This window comes from Achromobacter colocynthidis (assembly GCF_057334535.1).
This window is the reverse complement of the sequence record NZ_JBHFIZ010000037.1, coordinates 584262-603844: the sequence shown is the minus strand read 5'-3', so window position 1 is coordinate 603844 and position 19583 is coordinate 584262. Positions and strand designations below refer to the sequence as shown.

Below are 19583 nucleotides of genomic sequence, written 5' to 3'. Positions count from 1 at the left end.
GCCCCATGAACACCTTCAGTCGTCATCGCGTGCGTCCCGCGGCCACCAGCATCAGTGTCTGGACGCTGGCGGTCTTGGTGTCATGCCTGGCTTTGCACCAGTTGTGGGCCTATCTGGATGTGCGCGCGCCGCACGTGGCCGACGCCTTGCTGGGCGGCCTGGTGGCCGCCGCCGCCACCGCGCTGGGCACCTTGCCCATTCTGTTCGCCCGCACCATTCCGCAAAAGGTCCAGGACAGCATGTTCGGCTTCGGCGCCGGCGTCATGCTGGCGGCCTGCGCGTTTTCGCTGGTGGCCCCGGGCATCGCGGCGGCCGAAAGCCAGGGCATGGGCCCCTGGGGCGCGGGGCTGACGGTGGGGGCGGCCATTCTGTTGGGCGCCGCCGTGCTGCTCATCATGGATCGCACGCTGCCACACGAGCACTTCATCAAGGGCCGCGAAGGCATCGAGTCGCGCCGCATTCGCCGGGCCTGGCTGTTCGTCATCGCCATCACCTTGCATAACCTGCCCGAAGGCCTGGCCATCGGGGTCGGCTTTGCGGGCGGCGATCCGGTGGCCGGCACCGCGCTGGCTACCGGCATCGCCATCCAGGACGTTCCCGAAGGGTTGGTCGTGGCGGTGGCGTTGCTGGCAGCCGGCTACACGCGAACCTTCGCCGTGGCGCTGGGGATGTTGTCGGGGCTGGTCGAGCCGCTGGGCGCCGTGCTGGGCGCCGCCATCGTCGGCTGGTCAGCGTTGCTGCTGCCCTGGGGCCTGGGCTTCGCGGCGGGCGCCATGCTGTTTGTCATCAGCCATGAAATCATTCCCGAATCGCACCGCAAGGGGCACGAGGTCTACGCCACGTGCGGGCTGATGCTGGGCTTTGTGCTGATGATGCTGCTGGACACGGCGCTGGGTTAGTTTCGGCGCTGGCGTCAGGCTGGGCGCGGGTCCCGGCAGTGGTTTGCCCAGGGGCCGAGCCCCGAAATCGCGCTTTTCCGAGGCTTGTTTTCGTTGTATGCTTGGCGCCGCTGTCACGCATGTTTGCGGGAGAGAGCGGCCGTTTCAGTGGGCCGCCGCCGAAGGCGCAATTCGCCCAGAATCGCTCAGGTAACCGATACCGCACATGCTTGCCCCGTCCCGGTTTTTCACCGTGTGGATGCGGCAAAACAGTACTCTGGAGAGACCTGGCGCCGCCCCGAAATTCGGGACACAGCGAGCAGCCCAGGCGCCGAAGGTGCAAACCCGCCACGCGCGGGGCAACTCTCAGGCAAAAGGACAGAGGGGCGGAAGATTCAGCCGATGCCGTGCAAGCGCAATCAGCCTTGTCACGACCGGCATTCCGTAACCCTGGCAAAGCATTGCCGTCCCGGAGTTCTCGCGCATGTCCGCAACCCTCAAACGCACCCCGCTGGCCGACGAACACATCGCCTCCGGCGCCCGAATGGTCGATTTCGGCGGCTGGGACATGCCCTTGGCCTACGGCTCGCAGCTTGAGGAACACCACGCGGTGCGCCAGGATGCCGGCATGTTCGACGTGTCGCACATGCTGAATGTCGACGTCGCTGGCCCCGACGCCTACGCCTTCCTGCAACGCCTGGTCGCCAACGATGTCGCCAAGCTGACCGTGCCCGGCAAGGCGCTGTATTCCTGCATGCTGAACCCGCAGGGCGGCGTCATCGACGACCTGATCATCTATTTCTTCGCCGCCGACGAATGGCGCGTGGTGGTCAACGCCGGCACCGCCGACAAAGACGTGGCCTGGATGCAGCGCGTGAAGCAGGCCGGCAACTTCGACGTCGCCATCACCCCGCGCCGCGACCTGGCCATGGTGGCCGTGCAAGGCCCCAACGCCCGCGCCAAGGTCTGGGCCGCGCGCCCGGCCTGGCAGGCCGTCTCCGAACCCTTGACGCCCTTCGTCGCCGCCCGCGTGGGCGACGACACGCTCGTCGCGCGCACCGGCTACACCGGCGAAGACGGCTTTGAAATCGTCCTGCCCGCCGCCGACGTCGTGCAACTGTGGCGCGACCTTGCCGCCCAGGGCGTGCGCCCGGCGGGCCTGGGCGCGCGTGACACGCTGCGCCTGGAAGCCGGCATGAACCTGTACGGCCAGGACATGGACGAGCTGACCCAGCCCGACCAGGCCGGCCTGACCTGGACCGTGTCCTTGAAGAACGCCGAGCGCCGCTTCATCGGCCGCGACGCGCTGGAACAATTCGCCACCCCCGCCGCCTTTGTCGGCCTGAAGCTGCAAGAGCGCGGCGTGATGCGCGCCCACATGGCCGTGCGCACGCCGGCCGGCACGGGCGAACTCACCAGCGGCACCATGTCGCCCACGCTGGGCGTGTCGATCGGCTTTGCCCGCCTGCCGCAAGGTGTGCGTCCGGGCGACACGGTCGAAGTCGATATCCGCGGCAAATGGGTGCCCGCCCTGGTCTGCAAGCTGCCCTTCGTCCGTAACGGCAAAGCCGTCGAACACTCGTAAACTCGAAGCTTCGCGCGACCGGCCGCCTGCCTATACGCACGCGGCGTTCGCGCGAGGCGCGCAACACCATTCATCTACCCCGTATTCCCTAGAGGATTTCCCATGAGCCTGCCCACCGATCGCAAGTACACCTCGTCCCACGAATGGGTCAAAGCTGAAGGCGACGTGTTCGTCGTCGGCATCACCGACACCGCCCAGGACCAATTGGGCGACCTGGTTTTCGTTGGCGACGTGAATGTCGGCGCCAAGCTGAAGGCGGGCGAAACCGCCGGCGTGGTCGAGTCGGTCAAGGCCGCTTCCGACATCTACGCCCCGGTCGACGGTGAAATCGTTGCCTTCAACGACGAACTGGAAAACAACCCCAGCCTGATCAACGAATCGGCCTTCACCACCTGGATCTTCAAGATCAAGCCGGTGAACGCCGCCGACGCCGACAAGCTGCTGGACGCCGCCGGCTACGAAGCCGTCGCCAACGGTTAAGCCGGTTCGAGCCGGGGGCGCCGTCCTCGTGGCGCGCCCGGCTCGCGAAATGCACCACCACCCCGAGATCTCTCCATGTCGCGCGCCCTAGACACCCATACCGACTTCATCCCCCGCCACATCGGCCCGTCCGACGCCGACCAGGCCGCCATGCTCCAAGTGATTGGCAGCGCCAGCCTGGACGCCCTGATCGACGAAGTCGTGCCCGCCAAGATCCGCAGCCAGGCCCCGCTGGCGCTGCCGCCCTCGCGCAGCGAAACCGACGTGCTGGCCGAGCTGAAGCAGATTGCCGGCCGCAACAAGGTCTTTCGCAACTACATCGGCCAGGGGTACTACGGCACGCAGACGCCCAACGTCGTGCTGCGCAACATTCTTGAGAACCCCGCCTGGTACACGGCCTACACGCCGTATCAGCCGGAGATCTCGCAGGGCCGTCTTGAAGCCCTGCTGAACTACCAGACCATGGTCGCCGACCTGACCGGGCTGGACATCTCCAACGCCTCGCTGCTGGACGAAAGCACCGCCGCCGCCGAAGCCATGACGCTGGCTCGCCGTGGCGCCAAGTCGCAAAGCCCGGTGTTCTTCATTTCGCGCCACGTGCATCCGCAGACCATTGAAGTCGTGCGTACGCGCGCCGAAGGCCTGGGGCTGGAAATCGCCGTCGGTGACGAGGCCGAAGGCCTGCCCGAGTGCTTTGGCGTGCTGCTGCAATACCCGCACAGCATCGGTTCCGTGTCCGACTACCGCAAACTGGCTGAAGCCGCCCACGCGCAAGGCGCCGTGGTCGCTTGCGCCACCGACCTGCTGGCGCTGGCCCTGTTGGCCGCCCCGGGCGAGTGGGGCGCGGACATCGCCATTGGTTCGGCGCAACGCTTCGGCGTGCCGTTCGGCTTTGGCGGCCCGCACGCCGGCTTCATGGCCTGCAAGGATTCCTTCAAGCGCAACATGGCCGGCCGTTTGGTCGGCGTGTCGAAAGACGCGCAAGGCAACCCGGCGATGCGCCTGGCGCTGCAAACGCGCGAACAGCACATCCGCCGCGAGAAGGCCACGTCCAACATCTGCACGGCGCAAGTGCTGCTGGCCGTGATGGCCGGCATGTACGCCGTGTGGCATGGTCCGGAAGGCATCCGCCGCATCGCCCAGCGCGTGCAGCGCAGCACCGCCATCCTGCGTGGTGAACTGATCAAGCTGGGCGTGAAGGTCGTGAACGACACCTTCTTCGACACGCTGTTGCTGGAAACCGGCGCCGCCACCCCGGCCATCCTGACCGCCGCCGAGTGCGAGCACATCAACCTGCGCCGCGTCGATGGCGCACGCCTGGCGGTGTCGCTGGACGAAACCGTCACCGTTGCCGACCTGCAAGCGCTGGTCAACGTGTTCGCCGCCGGCCTGGAACGCGACGACGTCGAACTCGACATCGACGCGCTGGACGCGGCCGCCGCCAGCGGCATTCCTGCATCGGTCGCGCGCGAAAGCGCCATCCTGAAGCACCCGGTCTTCTCCAGCGTGCAGTCCGAAACCGACATGCTGCGCTACCTGCGCAAGCTGGCCGACAAGGACCTGGCGCTGGACCGCACGATGATCCCGCTGGGTTCGTGCACCATGAAGCTGAACGCCACGGCCGAGATGATCCCCATCACCTGGCCCGAGTTCGCGCTGATCCACCCGTTTGCGCCCGCCTCGCAAAGCCAGGGCTACAACGAACTGATCGACCGCCTGTCCGCCGCGCTATGCGAAATCACCGGCTACGACAACATCAGCCTGCAACCCAACTCGGGCGCGCAAGGCGAATACGCCGGCCTGCTGGCAATTCGCGGCTACCACCAGGCCAACGGCCAGCATCAGCGCAACGTCTGCCTGATCCCGGCCTCGGCCCACGGCACCAACCCCGCGTCGGCCCAACTGGCCGGCATGGACGTGGTGGTGGTGGCGTCTGATTCCAACGGCAACGTCGATCTTTCCGACCTGCGCGCCAAGATCGAACAGGTGGGCGACAAGCTCGCCGCGCTGATGATCACCTACCCGTCCACGCACGGCGTGTTCGAGGAAGCCGTCACCGAAATCTGCGACCTGGTCCACCAGGCCGGCGGCCAGGTCTACCTGGACGGCGCCAACATGAACGCGATGGTGGGCGTGGCCCAGCCGGGCAAGTTCGGGTCCGACGTGTCGCACCTGAACCTGCACAAGACCTTCTGCATTCCGCATGGCGGCGGCGGCCCCGGCGTGGGTCCCGTGGCGGTGCGCGCGCATCTGGCGCCGTACCTGCCGGGCGTGGTGAACGAGCAGGGCAAGCTGCCTGGCGACGCCAAGGTCGGCCCGGTCTCGGCCGCGCCGTTCGGCTCGGCCGGCATTCTGCCGATTCCGTTCGTGTACATCGCGCTGATGGGCGCCGACGGCCTGCGCCGCGCCACCGAAGTGGCCATCCTGAACGCCAACTACATCGCCACCCGCCTGCGCGACCACTACCCGGTGCTGTACGCGGGCCGCAATGGCCGCGTGGCGCACGAGTGCATCCTGGACGTGCGTCCGTTGAAGGAAACCAGCGGCATCAGCGCCGAAGACATCGCCAAGCGCTTGATGGACTACGGCTTCCACGCGCCCACCATGAGCTTCCCGGTGGCGGGCACGCTGATGGTCGAGCCCACGGAATCCGAGGGCGTGGCCGAGCTTGACCGCTTCATCGACGCCATGATTTCGATTCGCGAGGAGATCGCCCAGGTCGAACGTGGTGAACGTGACCGCGACGACAACGTGCTGAAGAACGCGCCGCACACCGCGCAGATGCTGCTGGCCGAAGAATGGCTGCACGACTACCCGCGCCAGCAGGCCGCCTACCCGGTGGCGTCACTGCGCGAGGCCAAGTACTGGCCGCCGGTGGCCCGTGTGGACAACGCCTACGGCGACCGCAACCTGGTCTGCGCCTGCCTGCCGATCGAAGCTTACGCGTAACGCAATGGCGATAAAAAAGCCTCCATCGCAAGATGGAGGCTTTTTGCTGGGCGTTTGCCCGATCGGGTATCAGCCTTACTTGGCCGGCGCTGCCTGCACTGCCGTGTTGAAGTCTTCGGCGATGCTGATGAAGGTGTTCAGCAGGATCTGCAGGTTGTCCTTGCCGATGCCGCCTTCCGCGTTCATGTCCATCTGCAGCACGGCCTGGTTCTTGTCGTCCAGATAGGCGCGCGTCCAGCGGTATTCCTGGTTCCAGCTATTGATGGCCTTCAGCGGCATCGGCTTCTTGGTCTTGTACGTGGCCGTCATGACCAGGTCAAGGCACTTTTCGGTGAAGTCGTTGCACAGGAACTCCAGGCGCAGCTCGCTGGCGCCGGTGTTGCCGGCATCCAGCAGCAGCACGGGGCCTTCATTGCCATCATGCTTGTTGGCGGTGATGCCCATGTCGTCCAGCAGGCTGCTGATGATGTCCAGGTCGAAATCCTGCATCACGCCGACGGCGGGCGTTGCGTCCGCGGCCGGTTCTTCCTGGCCCATATCCGGCATGGCTTCGTCATCATCGTCCATGCCGCCCATGCCGGTGGCGCCCAGCAGGCCGCTGAACAGCTCGTCGGCGGGAATTTCCTTGCCGTTCAAGTTACCCATGCCGTCAGCGAAGGTGAACTTGCCGACGATGTTGTCGCCGTCGTTCTTGCCCACGTTCAGCATTTCGGCCATGCCTGCCATCTGGCGCACGCTTTCGTCGGCTTCTTCGGCCGCCTTTTCAGGCGTCAGGCCTTCTTTCTTGATCGCGTATTGCGCGGCCAGATCCTGCACCATCGGCTTGGAGATGATCAGCGTGGCGTCGATGCGCTTGATGGCCTGGACGGCGATCTCTTGCGGCGTCAGGTTCTTGATGTCGGCCGGGTTGGCCAGGTCCAGCGTGAAGTTCAGCTTGCTTTCGCCCTTGGGCGTCTTCCAGCTGATGGGGTCGATGCTGAACGACGGGTTGCCCGCCAGCAGCTTGCCGCCGGCGTCCAACATCGTCTGGATCTGCTCGTCCTTCAGGCCTTCGTCTTCGGTTTGCGCCATGATTTGGCGCAGCAGCTGGTTGTAGGTGTCGGACAGTTGCTTGACGGCCTGGCCGTCCAGCTTGGCCAGCTTGATCACGGCCTGGCCGTTACCCAGCGCCACGTCGTTCACGGTGATGTCGCCCGTTTGATAGGCGGCTTGCACGTTGATGTTCTTGTCGTCTTCGGCCAGCTTCACGCCGTAGCCGAAGTTGTCCAGCGACAGCTTGATGTCGTCGCCCTTGCGGGTGACGTCGATGCGCTTGATCTTCAGATCGGAGTCACCCATGGACACGCCGAACTTGCCCATGCGGCTGTTGACGTCCATGGTCATGCCGGTGATGGCCATGACGACGGGGTCATTGCTCTTCGAGCCGTCGATGGCCAGCTTGTCCATCACGCCGTGCGCGGTGACGGCTTCCAGCGAACGGTCGAACGTGCCGGTGATCAGCATGCCGCTGAAGTCGATCGAATTGCCTTCCAGGGTCGTCGACACCGGCGCAATCTTGGACGTGGAGCTGGTGGTGCCGCTGTAGCTGATCATGGCGTCGCTGATCAGGGGCGAGACGTCCTTGGTCAGGGCGAACACTTCCTTCAGGTTGTCCGTCTTGGCGATTTCGGCGTGCACGAAAGCCAGCTTGGGCGCGAAGGCGCCGCGCGACAGCGCGGTCTTGGGGAAGGGGCCGTGTTCAATGACCGCGTCGAACTCAATCATGCCGGCGGGCATGTCGTCCAGGGTCTTGTCGTTCTTCACGAGCGACAGGCCGTAGCGCGCCTGGGTCGAGAACAGGCTGCGTTCGTACTTGATCTGATCAATGCGCAGACCGAACAACGGCGTCAGCTTGGCCAGCTTTTCGTTGGCTTCGGCCAGATGGCGTTGCGAGCTTTCCTCTATGCGTTTGCCGGTGTACCAAGTGGCGCCTATCCAGCTTCCCGCTCCCACTATGACCACGCCGAGGGTGATCGCTACGCTCTTTTTCATCGTTTTGCTTCTTCGTTGATTGTCGAGTCATACCCGGCAGGCTAGGCACCAAGCCATCGCTGCGTGGTCGCCCACGCGCGGCTGCCGGCATATACGCATTCATGGGCCTGTAAGGGCCCGCGCCGGAGTATACCGACGCGAAGGGACACATGACCGTGCGCGCAGTTACGGGAGGTTTCAAAATGAAAGGCCAGCGATCAGCGCTGGCCTTTTTGTCGACAATCCTGCGGTTTTAGCGCGGATTCAGCGATTTATAACGTGCCTTACAGCGGGTCCAACGGGTAGATCGGGCGGCGCACGTTCTTGAATTCCAGCTGGCTGTAATCGGACGTGGTGACGCCCACGCCGGTACATTCGATGACTTCCGTCGCCATATCTGAAAAGCCCGCGCGCCAGTGCACCCGGCTTTTCAGCACCACATAGCGCTTTTGCAGCGGGTCGATGCCGGCCGACAGCAGGCAGTTGATATCGAAGGGTTCCTGGGGGCGCGACACCACCACGATCTCGACCCGGCCGGTGTCGATGACGACGGTCAGGCCCGTGTCGTTGCGCACGCCCCGGTACATGGGGCCCCGGCTCAGGTAGACGCCGTCAAATACCAGTTTGACGCGGCCCGTCACCTCCAGCGGTTCGCTGGGTTGCTTGATGGCGGGCATGGCCAGCTTGCCGCCCAGCTTGATCGTGATGGTATTGCCCACGCCCGCGGCGGCGGCCTGCTGTGCGGCGTCGGGGTCGCAAATGGCGTAGAACACCACGTTGTCGAGTTCCTGGCGCAGCACTTCGGCCAGCACCGTGGTGGTGTCCATGGTGCCGCCCGAGCCGGTGTTGTCGAAGTGGTCCAGCAACACGACGGGGCCTTGCTCGATCTGTTTGGCGCGCGCGATGGTGGGTTCCAGGGGCTCAGGGTGGAAGACCCAGTCGGCGCGGCCTGCCCAGGCGCGTTCCAGCAGTTCGTCGCGGTGCTTCTCAGCGTCTTGCAGGTTGCCGTCCGTACAGACCACGGCGCTCAAGCCGGCTTCGCGGATGTCCGCATGCGGAAAGCCCACGAAGACCGACGCCGCCAGCACGCCGCCCGCTTCCAGTTCCTTGCAGCGTTCCTGCAACGGCTTGTTGGGCGCGGCGTGCGTGCCCTGGCACATGATGTGCGGCAGCATGGGCTTGTTGGCCCAGCTCATGACGGGTTTGATTTCACCCTTGAGCGTGCGGACGATGACGTTGGCCGCGCGTACGCCGGCTTCACGGATGTCCACGTGCGGATAGGTGTGAAAGCCGCTGATGACGGTGGCGTTCTTGACGATGTCGTCGTAGATGTTGGCGTGCATGTCCAACGTGACGGCCACGGGCGTGGTCGGGTCGATTTCACGCAGGCGGCGCAGCAGGTCGCCTTCCGCGTCTTCCACGCCTTCGGCCACCATGGCGCCGTGCAGGTCCAGCAAGATGGCGTCAAAGCCACCCAGCTTGACGTGGTCCAGCACCAGCTTGCACAGGCGTTCGTGGGTGTCGGCGCTGGTGGGGCCGCTGGGCCAGGACTCGGCCGCCACGGGCACAACGATTTCCGCGCCCACGCGACGGGCTACTTCGATATACCCGCCCAGTCCGCTGTCGGTGTTCTCGTAGGCCTTGATGGCGCGGTCGCCAGCCAGGATTTCAGGACTGCCGCGGAAAAATCGTTCCAGCGGGGTCGGCACGGGCGAATAGGTATTCGTCTCGTGCTTGATCATTGCCAAGAGCCAACGCATGGGAATTCCTGTGGAAAGGGTAGGGGAAGCTCAGTTCGTCTTGGGGGGCTGCGGCCAAGGATGCTGCGCGGGGCGCATCTGTTCCCAGGCGCGTGCCACGCGCAGCACGCCCAGGTCGTCAAAGCGCGCGCCGGCAATCTGCAAACCGATCGGCAGGCCCGCCCGCGTGTAGCCGCAGTTAACCGATGCGGCGGGCTGTTCGCTCATGTTGAAGGGCAGCGTGAAGCCGATGTGGTGCATGGTCGTGGCGACTTCATTGGTGGGCGACGGCCATTCGGCGTTGTACGCCACCACCGGCGCCACGGGCGACAGCACGTAATCGAAGGGGGCGCAGGCGGCCACGGTCTTGGCGCGCACGTTCAGCGTTTCGTAGTAGCTCTTGAACACGGCCTCGCCGCTTTGGCCGCCACCGCTTTCCGCCCAGGCGCGGATGAACGGCAGTATCTTCGCGCGGCGGGCTTCCGGCAGCGCGGCCAGGTCTATGGACGAGCGCGTGCGCCAGAAGCGGTCCACACCCTCGAGCATGTCGGGCGTCATCCACGGCAGCATCGGCGTGACGATGGCGCCCGCCGCTTCGAAGGCTTGCGCGGCGGCTTGCACGGCGTCGCGTACTTCCGGATCCAGCGGCAGGCCGCAGCCGGCGTCCATCAGCAGGCCGATGCGCAGGCCTTTAACGTCTTGCGCCAGGTTCAGCCAGTCAAAGTCCTGGAAGGGCAAGCTCATGTGGTCGCGCGCGTCGGGCTGCGACAGCACGCCCATCATCAACGCGGTGTCGGTGATGGTGCGCGTCATGGGGCCGGCGCAGCGGCCCATGAAGGGCGGGTCGATGGGGATGCGGCCCAGGCTGGGTTTCAGCGTGGCAATGCCGCACCAGGCGGCCGGCAGGCGCACCGAACCGCCGATGTCGGTGCCGATGTGCAAGGGGCCATAGCCGGCCGCTGCGGCCGCGCCCGCGCCGGCGCTGGAGCCGCCCGGGTTCTTGCTCAGGTCCCAGGGGTTGCGGGTCAGTTCATGAAAGCTGGACAGGCCCGAGGACAGCATGCCGAAGTCGGGCATGGTGGTCTTGCCCAGCAGCACCGCGCCCGCCTCGCGCATGCGGGCGGCGGGCGGCGCGTCGGCTGCCGCCGGGGTCAGCTCGGTGGCGGCGGTGCCCAAGGGCACGGGCGTGCCGCGCGTGGCGATGTTTTCCTTGATGGTGGCGGGTACGCCGTCCAGCGAGTAGCCGCCGGCCGACTGCGGCTCGCCCTTCATCCAGCGGGCCTCAGAGGCGCGAGCCATCGCCAGTGCGCCTTCGGGGTCCAGCGCATAGGTGGCCTTCAGGTGGGGTTCCCAGCGCTCGATGTGTTCCAGCACGGAGCGCGTGGCTTCGACGGGCGACAGGGTCTTGTCGCGATACGCCTGCAGCAGTTCCTGAGCGGACAATTCATGCGGTTGTGACATCTCGGTTCCAGTGTTGCGAAGGAAGGCAGTTCGGGTGATCAGCGCATCAGCACATCAAGACGCCGCGGCTTGCGCCAGCGTGGTGGCAACGGGCTGGAAGTTGCGGAAGTCCCAGTCGCGCCCCGGGGCCGCGTCGATCAAGGTGCGCGTGTATTCATGCCGAGGGTCGGTCAGCACGGTTTCGGCCGAGCCGGTCTCAACGACCTTGCCGCGCTGCATGACCATGATCGTGTCGCAAATCTGCGCGGCCACGCGCAAGTCGTGCGTGATGAACAGCACGCCCACGCCCGTGCGTTGGCGCACCTGTTCCAGCAGTTCCAGCACCTGCGCCTGCACGGACACGTCCAGCGCCGACACGGCTTCATCGGCCACCAGGATTTCCGGGTCCATCACCAGCGCGCGCGCAATGCAGATGCGCTGGCGTTGGCCACCAGAAAACTGATGCGGGTAGCGGCGCATGGCGTCGGGGCTCATGCCCACCACGGTCAGCGTTTCGCCCGCGCGCTTCACGGCCTGGTCGCGCGGCATGCCGAAGTTGAGCAGGCCTTCGATGATGGATTCACCCACCGTGCGGCGCGGGTTCAGCGAACGGTAGGGGTCCTGGAACACAATCTGGATGCGGCGGCGCACCGGGCGCAAGGCCGAGCCGGACAGCGTGCTGAGGTCTTCGCCGCCCATCATCATGTGGCCGGCGGTGGGCTCGATCAGGCGCACGATGCACCGCGCCACCGTGGATTTGCCCGAACCGGATTCCCCCACGATGCCCAGGATTTCTCCCTTGCGCAGCGTCAGGTTCACGTCGGACGCGGCAATCACGTTCTGCGCGGCCGTGCGGGAAAACAGCGAGCTTTTCCCGGCATAGGTGCGGCCCAGGCCCTTGACGTGCAGTACGGGCTGGCCGTCGGGCGCCTCGCGGCGGTTGGGCACCAGGCTGGGCACGGACGACACCAGGCGGCGCGTATACGACTGCTTGGGTTCGGCCAGGATTTCATTGCGCGTGCCGCTTTCGATCAGGTCGCCGCGGTTCATCACCACGATGCGATCCGAAATCTCGGCCACCACGCCAAAGTCGTGCGTGATGAACAGCACCGCGGTCTTGTGCTTGACCTGCAGTTCCTTGATCAGCGCCAGGATCTGCTTTTGCGTGGTCACGTCCAGCGCGGTGGTGGGTTCATCGGCGATCAGCAGCTTGGGTTCCAGGATCAGCGCCATCGCGATCACGATGCGCTGGCGCTGGCCGCCCGAAAGCTGATGCGGGTAAGCCTCGAAGATGCGTTCGACATCCGGCAGGTGCACCGACTGGAACATGTCCAGCACCTTGGCGCGGCGTTCGGCGGCGCTCATGCCCTTGCGGTGCAGGCGCAGCACTTCGTCCACCTGCTTGCCCACGGTGTGCACGGGGTTCAGCGCGGTCATGGGTTCCTGGAACACCATGGCCATGCGGGTCGCGGGCATTTCGCGCAGCCGCCGTTGCGACGCGGTGGCAACATCTTCGCCTTCCACGCGGATGGAACCCGCGCTGATCGACAGGACGCCGGGCGGCAAGAGGCCCATCACGGCTAGCGACGTGACCGATTTGCCGGAGCCGGATTCGCCAACCACGCACACCGTTTCACCAGCATGCACGTCCAGGCTAAGGTTGCGCACGACGCGGTTGCCCGCGCCGGCCACTTCCACCGACAGGTTGCGAATGGCCAGGATGGCGGACGAGGTGTCGCCCGCGGGGGGGATAGGAGAGTAGGTCATCGGCATCAGATCCTGCGCACCATTTTCGGGTCCAGCGCGTCGCGCAGGGCGTCACCCAGGATGTTCACGCTAAGCACGGTCAGCGACAGGAACAGGCCGGGAAAGAGAATCAGGCCGGGCAGCATGCGGAAGTACATGCGGCCTTCGGACATGATGTTGCCCCACGAGGCGATCTCGGGCGGGATGCCCGCGCCCAGGAAGCTGAGGATGGCCTCGGTCAGCATGGCGGAGGCGAACACGTAGGTGCCTTGCACCGTCAGCGGCGCGATGGTGCTGGGCACCATGTGACGCCACAAGAGCAGGGGCAAGGGCGTGCCCAGCGCCAGCGCGGCTTCCACATAGGGTTCGCCGCGCACGGTCAGGATCTGGCCGCGCACCAGCCGCACCACCCGAGGAATTTCCGGGATCGTGATGGCGATCAGCACGGTCATGATGCTGGCGCCGGTGACGGACACCAGGGCAATCGCCAGCAGGATGCCGGGGATGGCCATGATGGCGTCCATGGTGCGCATGATGAACCCGTCCAGCGACCGGAACCAGCCGGCGATGACGCCGATGATCAGGCCGAGGACGACGCTGACCACCGCGGCGCCCAGGCCCGCGATCAGCGAGATGCGCGCGCCGTAGGCTACGCGCGACCAGACGTCGCGACCAAAGGCGTCGGTGCCGAGCAGGAAGTTGGTAAAGGGCTGCTTCAGGCGCGAGCCCGGGTCAATGAATGTGGGGTCCACCGTGCCCAGCAGCGGGGCGAACACGGCGATGGCGACGATGGCGACCAGCACCACCAGCGCCAGCATGACCGGCCAGCTTTTGAGGCCCTGGCGGACTTGCCGCCAGGCGGTGACGTGAGGAGTGCCGCCTCCGGGAAGGTCGGCGGCCGCTTGCGCGGCGGCATCGGTTGGCGTTTGCATGGCTCTGCCCTAGTACCTGATTCGCGGGTCGAACACCGTGTAGGCGCAATCGACAACCAGATTGATGAACACGTAGACGAACGCGAAGAACAACGTCAGGCCCTGGATGACGGGGTAGTCGCGCGCCAGCACGGCTTCGACCACCAAGCGGCCCAGGCCGGGAATGTTGAACACCGATTCGGTCACGACCACGCCGCTGATCAAGAGCGCGATGCCCAGGCCCACCACCGTGGCGATGGGCACGGCCGCGTTGCGCAGCGCATGGCCGAGCAGCACGCCGGTTTCACCCAGGCCCTTGGAACGCGCGGTGCGGATGAAGTCTTCACCCATGACCTCGATCACGCTGGTGCGCGTGATGCGCGCGATCAACGCGACATACACCGTGGACAGGGCCAGTGACGGCAGGATGAGCCGGTGCAGATAGGGCCAGAAGCCCTTGGCCAGCGGCGCATAGCCCTGCACGTTGAACCAGCCCAGCTTGATGGCGAACAGCCAGATCAGCAGGTAACCCGTGACGAACACCGGCACTGAAAAACCCAGCACCGAAAAGCCCATCACGGCGCGGTCCAGCAACTTGCCTTGCCGCCACGCCGCCAGGATGCCCAGCGGAATGGCCACCAGCAACGTGAAGATCAACGTCAGTACCGCCAGGCTCATGGACGGTTCCAGGCGCTGCGCGATCAGTTTGGTGACCGGCACGCCCGACATGAGCGAGGTGCCCAGATCGCCTTGCAGGAGCTTGCCGCCCCAGATGAAGAACTGTTTGATGACCGGTTGGTCCAGGCCCATCGTCTGCCGTATCTGGACGATACGTTCAGGCGTGGCGCCGTCGCCCGCCATGATGATGGCCGGATCGCCCGGGCTGAAACGCAATATCGCGAAGACCACCACCGCGACCATCACCAAAACGGGGATGGTCGCGAGGAGCCGGCGTGAGACAAATGCCAGCATGTATTTCCCCCTGAACTGCTTGCCCCTTTAAGGAGCTTTCTTGACGTTCCAGAACGCAAAGACCGGTGCATGCACCAGGCCGGAGAGCTTGGTCGAGTAGACGGTGGGCACGGACATCTGGCCCAGCGGCACGTACAGGCCTTCGTCGATGCCGATGCGCTGCAGTTCGTCGGCGATCTTCTTCTGCTCGGCAGGGTCGGACGTCAGGGCGAACTTGGTGCGCAGTTCTTCCACCTTCGGCATGTCGGGCCAGCCGAACCAGGCGTTGTCGCCGTTGGCGGCGGCGGGCGCGGAACGTACCGGGTCCATCACGTCGGTGGCGTACCAGTTGGTGTTGTGGATGTTCCAGCCGCCTTCAGCCGGCGCGGCCTTCGAGGCGCGGCGCGTGGCCACGCTCTGCCAGTCCATCGCGGCCAGGTTGACGTTGAAGCCGGCCTTGCGCAGCGCCTGTGCCATCACCACCGGTTGTGCCGACAGCGTGCCCACGTCGGTCGCGTGCATGACCAGGATGGGCGTGTTGTCGTAGCCCGCTTCCTTCAGCAGCGCCTTGGCTTTTTCGATGTTCGACGGCACCACGATGTCCTTGCCGATATCGGACTCCATCGGCGTGCCGCAACCCCACAGCGATGCGCAGGTCTGCCAGTACTTGGGATTGCCCACCAGCGCCTTCATCACATCTTCCTGGCCGATGGCGTACATGGCGGCCTGGCGGATCTTCTTGTTGTCGAAGGGCGGGTACTTGAAGTTGAAGCGGTACATCGTGAAGTAGCCGACCGGGCTGAGCGATTCTTCCTTCAGGTCGGGGTTGCCTTCGATCATGGGCAGCAGGTCATACGGGAACTGTTCGACGAAGTCGATCTCGCCGCCCAGCAGCGCATTGGCGGTCGTCAGCGCGTCGGGCATGACGTCCCATTCGACCTTGTCCACGTTCACGACCTTGCCGCCGGCCAGGCCGCTGGCGGGTTCCTTGCGCGGCACGTAGTCGGCGTTCTTGGCGTACACCGTCTTCACGCCCGGCTTGAATTCGATGACCTTGAACGGACCCGAACCGGTCATGTCGGTGATGGGTTTGCCGATGGCCTGTTCGGCGATGCGCTTGGGCATCATGAACGGCGCGGTGCCGGTGGGCTTGGACAGGGCGCGCAGCGCCAGGTCCGTGGGTTCTTTCATGACGATGCGAAAGCTCTTGTCGTCGATGACTTCAATCTTGTCGGTGAACTTGAGCAGCGTGCGGCCCATGCCGTCACCGGCGGCCCAGCGCTTGATCGAGGCCACGCAATCTTCGGACGTGACGGGCTTGCCGTCATGCCACTTCTGGCCGTCGCGCAAGGTCATCGTGTAGGTCTTGCCGTCGGGCGAGACTTCCCACTTCTCAAGCATTTGCGGCTGGATCTTGTTGTTGGCGTCGGTGGCCAGCAAGGTGTCGTAGATCATGTAGCCGTGCCACGTCGTGATGTACGCGGTGGTGGCGTGCGGGTCGGTCAGGCGCAACGGCGAGTGCATGACGGACTTGATGACGGTTTCGGCGTACGCGCCGTGAGCCATCATCAACGTTGCACCGGCCAGCGCGGCCGCTCGGACAAACTTGAGCATGGAGATTCCCCTTGAAGCGGTGTGAGCGGCACGGTCGGCCGCTACGTCGTTAACGCGCCGCTCGATGGCGGCGTACGAGGGTCAGGCGGTTGCGGCCCGGCCGGAAAACACCGGCCCGCAAGGCGCCATTCTGATGCCGGGACGCAACCGTGTCCATGGTTGTTTTGCCGCATCCATCAGCATGGAGCCGGGGGCGGCGCAGACCAGGATCGTTTGCGCGATGGCCGTGAAATCCGCGCGGAAATGCGCAGAGCTCTTCACCACCAGAATCGCGGCGCGCGTGGGTTCCACGCCGGCGAACCGGAACATCTCCTGGTCCGCCATCTGCACCTTGTTCGACGCGACGATGATGCGTACGCCGCCGATGCGCAGGCAGGCGCTGGGGCCCAGGTCCATGTGGAATCCGCGGTAGAAAGCGCCGTGCGTATCGAAGCGTCCATCTGACGTTTTCTCGACGATGAATTCGCTGTCCAGCGGCTCGTCGTCGGGAATACCCGAGTGTCCACCTAGTGCAATCCGTACCTTGTTTCCAACGCCCGCGCGGTGCGCGGCGAGCGCGGCGGCGGGGTCCACGATCAGGCCGATGGCGGCGTCGCGCGCATCGTGGCGGATCAAGGCGCGCAGCATGCCCGTGGTGTCCGAACTGCCGCCCGCGCCGGGGTTGTCTTGTGCGTCGGCGATGACGACGGGCTTGTTGGCGTCGCGCGCGATCCGCATGGCTTCTTCCACGGCTTCATCGGGCGTGTAGAGCTTGCCGCCGAAGTCGCGTTCAGCGTTCAGCACGGCGCGCGCCATTTCAGCGGCGGCCGCGTCGGCTTCGGCTTGCGTCGCGCCGTAGGCCCACACGGTGGGCGCGCATTCGGGGAAGTCAGCTGCGGGAAAGCCGGTGGCGAATGACAAGCTGGTAGCGCCGCGCGATTCAATCTCGCCCACTTGCGCGTACAGGCTGCGCGAGGGTTCGATGTCGGTGGACTGCCAGCACAGTGAAATCAGGTAGGGCAGGGCGCGCAGGGATGCGTACGGGCGCGGCATGCCGGCCAGCCGCAGGGACAGCAGCGCGGCGGCGCGTTGCCCGGTTTCGGCCATGTCGATGTGGGGATACGTGCGATAGCAGACCAGCGCGTCGGCGTGGCGCACCATGGCGCGCGTGACGTTGGCGTGCAGGTCCAGGCTGGCGACCACGGGCACATCGGGGCCGACCAGATCACGCACGCGTTTGAGCAGTTCGCCTTCGCCGTCGTCCAGGTGTTCGGTGACCATGGCGCCATGCAGGTCCAGGTAGACGCCGTCCAGCGGCAGGGCGTCGGACAAGCCTTGCAAGATCAACGCGCTGATGCGTTCAAAAGCGTCTTTGGTGACCGGGCCCGACGGGCTGGCCGCGGCCCAGGTGGTGGGCACAAGCGTGTGCTGGCTCATGGCTTCGATGAAGCCCGCCACGGGAATGTTGGCGCCTGCCACGGCTTGGAACATCGCGGGGCCGCTGACCAGTTTTGGCCAACCGCCGCCTTTCTCGGCAAAATCTTCCCACGTTGCGCGCGAAGGCGCGAACGTATTGGTTTCGTGCTGAAAGCCGCCTATACCGATGCGCATCAGGCATCCCCTTGTGTTGTTTGATGTTGCTGTGTCGTGGTACTGGCCGGGCGCGGCCGAAGCCGCGCCCTATGCAAAAGCCGGGTAATGCATCCTTCTTGAATACAGTGCGATGAAAACGTAAAGGCGCGCGCGTGGCTTACTTCGCCACGGGCATGGTGAATTCCGCGCCCTTGGCGATGCTGTCGGGCCAGCGCTGCATCACGCTCTTGTAGCGCGAGTAGAAGCGGATGCCTTCTTCGCCGTAGGCGTGGTGGTCGCCAAACAGCGAACGCTTCCAGCCGCCGAACGAATGCCATGCCATGGGCACGGGAATGGGCACGTTAATGCCCACCATGCCGACCTTGATCTGGCGCGCGAAGGCACGCGCTACGCCGCCGTCCGACGTGAAGCACGCCACGCCGTTGCCGAACTCGTGCGCGTTGATCAGTTCAACCGCGCTGGCGAAGTCGGGCACGCGCACGATGCACAGCACCGGTCCGAAGATTTCTTCGCGATAGATGTTCATCGCGGGCTTGACGTTGTCGAACAGCGTGCCGCCCAGGAAGTAGCCCTTTTCGTTGCCGGGCACGGTCAGGCCACGGCCATCGACGACCAGGTCCGCACCCGCCGCGATGCCGTCTTCGATGTAGCCCATGACCTTGTTGCGATGCTGCGCGGTAACCAGCGGGCCCATCTCGGCGTCGGCGTTCATGCCGTCCTTGACGATCAGCGCCTTCACGCGCGGGGCCAGGCGTTCGACAACCTTGTCGGCCACGTCGCCCACCGCCACGGCCACCGAGATCGCCATGCAGCGTTCGCCGGCCGAGCCATAGGCCGCGCCCATCAAGGCATCGGTAACCTGGTCCAGGTCGGCATCGGGCATGACAACCAAGTGATTCTTGGCCCCGCCCAGCGCCTGCACGCGCTTGCCGCGCTTGGTGCCTTCGGAATAAATGTATTCGGCGATGGGGGTCGAGCCCACGAACGACAGGGCTTCGACGTCCGGGTGCCCGATGAGCGCGTCCACGGCCAGCTTGTCGCCATGGACCACGTTGAAGACGCCGGGGGGCAGGCCGGCTTCGGTCAGCAGTTCGGCAAGGCGCATGGACGCCGACGGGTCGCGTTCAGACGGCTTGAGCACGAAGGTGTTGCCGCACGCAATGGCCACCGGGAACATCCAGCACGGCACCATCATCGGGAAGTTGAACGGCGTTACGCCGGCCACCACGCCCAGGGCCTGGCGCATGCTCCAGTTGTCGATGCCGCCGCCGATCTGGTCGGAATACTGGCCCTTGAGCAGTTGCGGAATGCCGCAGGCGAATTCCACGATCTCGATGCCGCGCATGACTTCGCCTTTGGCATCCGAGAACACCTTGCCGTGTTCGCGGGTGATGAGCTCGGCCAGTTCGTCCTGGTGCTGGTCCAGCAGCGCCTTGAAGTTGAACAGGATGCGGGCGCGCTTGAGCGCGGGGGTTTCCGACCAGGCCGGGAACGCCGCCTTGGCGGCCGCGACGGCCAGCGCCACGTCTTCGGTCGAGGCCAGCGGAATGGACGAGCAGATTTCGCCCGTGGCCGGATTGAAGCCGTCGGCGTAGCGGCTGCTGCGGCCATCGAAATGCTGGCCGTTGATGAAATGGGAGATCTTCTTCATGGTGCGAAAGGCTCTGGGCGGTGATTCTTCAAAAACCTCTTGCGGGGGGCCCTGTGC

General features: G+C 65.4%; 13 protein-coding genes and 2 riboswitches. Of the genes, 4 read left to right on the top strand and 9 right to left on the bottom strand.

All coding sequences use genetic code 11. From position 1 onward, the window contains the following. Positions 1 to 5: 5 nt before the first annotated feature. From ACE04A_RS22455 to gcvP, 4 genes are all read left to right on the top strand, one after another. On the top strand, positions 6 to 899 hold the full coding sequence (locus tag ACE04A_RS22455) for a ZIP family metal transporter (RefSeq protein WP_259250340.1): 894 nt from the start codon (positions 6 to 8) through the stop codon (positions 897 to 899). A gap of 116 nt (positions 900 to 1015) precedes the next feature. Next, a riboswitch (glycine riboswitch) is annotated at positions 1016 to 1111 on the top strand. A gap of 34 nt (positions 1112 to 1145) precedes the next feature. Then, positions 1146 to 1270, top strand: a riboswitch (glycine riboswitch). A gap of 92 nt (positions 1271 to 1362) precedes the next feature. After that, positions 1363 to 2463: a glycine cleavage system aminomethyltransferase GcvT gene (gene gcvT, locus ACE04A_RS22450; RefSeq protein ID WP_448716480.1), complete on the top strand. Its 1101-nt coding sequence runs from the start codon at positions 1363 to 1365 to the stop codon at positions 2461 to 2463. 102 nt (positions 2464 to 2565) lie between these two features. After that, entirely contained in the window at positions 2566 to 2943 is a 378-nt protein-coding gene (gene gcvH / locus ACE04A_RS22445) for a glycine cleavage system protein GcvH (RefSeq protein WP_264616313.1), read from the top strand. Between the two features lie 75 nt (positions 2944 to 3018). Continuing rightward, positions 3019 to 5892 carry an aminomethyl-transferring glycine dehydrogenase gene (gene gcvP / locus ACE04A_RS22440; protein WP_448716478.1) on the top strand — a complete coding sequence of 958 codons (2874 nt, stop codon included), beginning with the start codon at positions 3019 to 3021 and terminating at the stop codon, positions 5890 to 5892. A gap of 75 nt (positions 5893 to 5967) precedes the next feature. Here gcvP and ACE04A_RS22435 read toward each other — a convergent pair whose 3' ends face one another. The 9 genes from ACE04A_RS22435 to ACE04A_RS22395 all read right to left on the bottom strand — a co-directional run bounded on the left by ACE04A_RS22435 (position 5968) and on the right by ACE04A_RS22395 (position 19526). Further along, positions 5968 to 7923: a DUF945 family protein gene (locus ACE04A_RS22435; RefSeq protein WP_485820539.1), complete on the bottom strand. Its 1956-nt coding sequence runs from the start codon at positions 7921 to 7923 to the stop codon at positions 5968 to 5970. A 263-nt stretch (positions 7924 to 8186) separates the two neighbouring features. Continuing rightward, a complete protein-coding gene (locus ACE04A_RS22430) occupies positions 8187 to 9662 on the bottom strand; it encodes a M81 family metallopeptidase (RefSeq protein ID WP_485820538.1) in 1476 nt (491 codons plus the stop codon). Between the two features lie 30 nt (positions 9663 to 9692). Continuing rightward, positions 9693 to 11102 carry an amidase gene (locus ACE04A_RS22425; RefSeq protein ID WP_448716474.1) on the bottom strand — a complete coding sequence of 470 codons (1410 nt, stop codon included), beginning with the start codon at positions 11100 to 11102 and terminating at the stop codon, positions 9693 to 9695. Between the two features lie 54 nt (positions 11103 to 11156). Beyond that, positions 11157 to 12848 carry an ABC transporter ATP-binding protein gene (locus ACE04A_RS22420; protein ID WP_485820537.1) on the bottom strand — a complete coding sequence of 564 codons (1692 nt, stop codon included), beginning with the start codon at positions 12846 to 12848 and terminating at the stop codon, positions 11157 to 11159. A 5-nt stretch (positions 12849 to 12853) separates the two neighbouring features. Continuing rightward, positions 12854 to 13759, bottom strand: a complete 906-nt coding sequence (locus tag ACE04A_RS22415) for an ABC transporter permease (protein ID WP_259250326.1) — start codon at positions 13757 to 13759, stop codon at positions 12854 to 12856. Between the two features lie 9 nt (positions 13760 to 13768). Continuing rightward, entirely contained in the window at positions 13769 to 14710 is a 942-nt protein-coding gene (locus ACE04A_RS22410) for an ABC transporter permease (protein WP_259250325.1), read from the bottom strand. A gap of 27 nt (positions 14711 to 14737) precedes the next feature. Continuing rightward, a complete protein-coding gene (locus ACE04A_RS22405; RefSeq protein WP_259250324.1) occupies positions 14738 to 16303 on the bottom strand; it encodes an ABC transporter substrate-binding protein in 1566 nt (521 codons plus the stop codon). 81 nt (positions 16304 to 16384) lie between these two features. Next, positions 16385 to 17893: a M81 family metallopeptidase gene (locus tag ACE04A_RS22400; RefSeq protein WP_438859103.1), complete on the bottom strand. Its 1509-nt coding sequence runs from the start codon at positions 17891 to 17893 to the stop codon at positions 16385 to 16387. 139 nt (positions 17894 to 18032) lie between these two features. Continuing rightward, positions 18033 to 19526 carry a CoA-acylating methylmalonate-semialdehyde dehydrogenase gene (locus ACE04A_RS22395; RefSeq protein WP_427969231.1) on the bottom strand — a complete coding sequence of 498 codons (1494 nt, stop codon included), beginning with the start codon at positions 19524 to 19526 and terminating at the stop codon, positions 18033 to 18035. Positions 19527 to 19583 lie beyond the last annotated feature (57 nt).